Annotated in this window: 1 protein-coding gene; it reads left to right on the forward strand. The window is 42.3% G+C overall.

Features of this window, described 5'->3' with window-relative positions; all coding sequences use genetic code 11:
* Positions 1–202 precede the first annotated feature (202 nt).
* Positions 203–1,507, forward strand: a complete 1,305-nt coding sequence (locus BM084_RS18965) for an IS1380 family transposase (protein ID WP_143083704.1) — start codon at positions 203–205, stop codon at positions 1,505–1,507.
* The last annotated feature ends 152 nt before the right edge of the window (positions 1,508–1,659 follow it).

Genomic DNA, 1,659 nt, shown 5'->3' on the forward strand with positions numbered 1-1,659 from the left:
TTCACTACCTTTAAGTATCTCTAATTATAATATTGAAAGTTATGAAAAAAAAGTAGTACCCTCATTGACAGGGCTTGTAATTCTGTACCCGAGTTTGGCGAACTCTACCGCAAGTTAAACCCGCTTTATGCATTAGGCTCTTGATGTATTAGCTATTTTCCAGAATTTACTACATTTATTGGAGGTTTTAAATTTCACCATTATGGTTAATCTTCCTATCGAGTATTCTGATAAGCAAGTGACTCCCTTTGGCGGGATGAGCTTAATGAAAAGGTTTGTGGATCAGACTGGAATAAGAGATTATTTGCAGAAGCTAGATTTACCCCAACCTGGTTCCAATCGAGGCTATTGCCCCGAGCACATTATAGAATCTTTTTGGCTAGGGATCTGGACAGGGGCCTCCCGTTATATCCATTGTGATTGGCTCAGGTATGACCAAACCCTTCATGCTATATTTGGATGGGACAAGATGCCTTCCCAGAGCACCTATAGCCGCTTTTTCGGTAAGTTTAATCAGGCCCGTAATACCAAAATTTTCCCCCAATTGCAACATTGGTTTTTTGATCAGATAGGTGTGGATAATCTTACTGTCGATTTTGACAGCACCGTCATTACCAGATATGGAGATCAACAAGGGAGCGCAAAAGGGTATAATCCTAACAAGAAGGGACGCAATTCCCATCACCCGCTGATGGCTTTTGTGGGCCAGACCCGCATGGTGGCCAATGCATGGCTAAGGCCCGGAAACACTGCCGATAGCAGTAGCTGTAAAACCTTTATGCAGGAGACCTTCAATGAAGCCCTCAAAGGAAAACGAATAGGTCTGGTTCGTGCCGACAGTGGTTTTTATACAGAAGAACTATTGGATTATCTGGAAAAAGAAAATCAAAATTATATCATGGCTGCGCGGATGTATCCCAATGTTAAAAGTGCAGTGTTGGGTCTGGACAATTGGATGAACCTCGCTAAAGGGATCGATCTAAATGAGATGGTTTTCAATCATCTTGACGGTAAACCCAGAAGATATATTGTGGTGAGGAAAAAGATCGAGGATCGTCCCAAGGCAGGTGGGAAACTCCTATTCGATGAATTGCCAGGGTACCGGTTCAGTTGCTATGTAACCAATCTGGATCTTCCTTTGGACCAGATATGGAACATTTACAATACCAGAGCTGATTGTGAAAACGGAATAAAGGAACTAAAGGAAGATTTTGGACTCGAAAACTTCTGCCTTCAAGATTTCTGGGCCACTGAAGCCTCCTTCAGGTTCATAATGGTAGCCTATAATCTTTTAAGCCTATTCAGACATTTTGCGCTAAATCATCATAATCGGGCAACCCTCAAAACCTTACGTGTCTATTACTTTGCATTAGGCGCATGGCAGGTGAATCACGCTAATAAAAAGGTGTTGAAGATCGCCCTCCCGGTTAAAAGAAGACCTTGGATGGATGGAATTTTTGCGCAAATTAAAAATTCCAGCCCTCCTTTTGTTTATTCTAATGCATAATCCGGGTTAAAATGTTCCGTAGAACTCGCCGGTAAAAGTCAAAGTACCCTTACCAACTACTCCCGCTGCCTCGCGCACATGTCCATCCATTTTAAATGTAGTCCCCTTGATCTCGATGAAGAACAGGTTTTGGATTACCTGCACCTTCTAAA

It is taken from the genome of Salegentibacter agarivorans (genome assembly GCF_900113135.1).
Lineage (GTDB): Bacteria > Bacteroidota > Bacteroidia > Flavobacteriales > Flavobacteriaceae > Salegentibacter > Salegentibacter agarivorans.

Coding starts and splice junctions, on each gene's coding strand:
- BM084_RS18965 (WP_143083704.1), top strand. CDS start 203: ATGGTTAATCTTCCTATCGAGTATTCTGATAAGCAAGTGACTCCCTTT.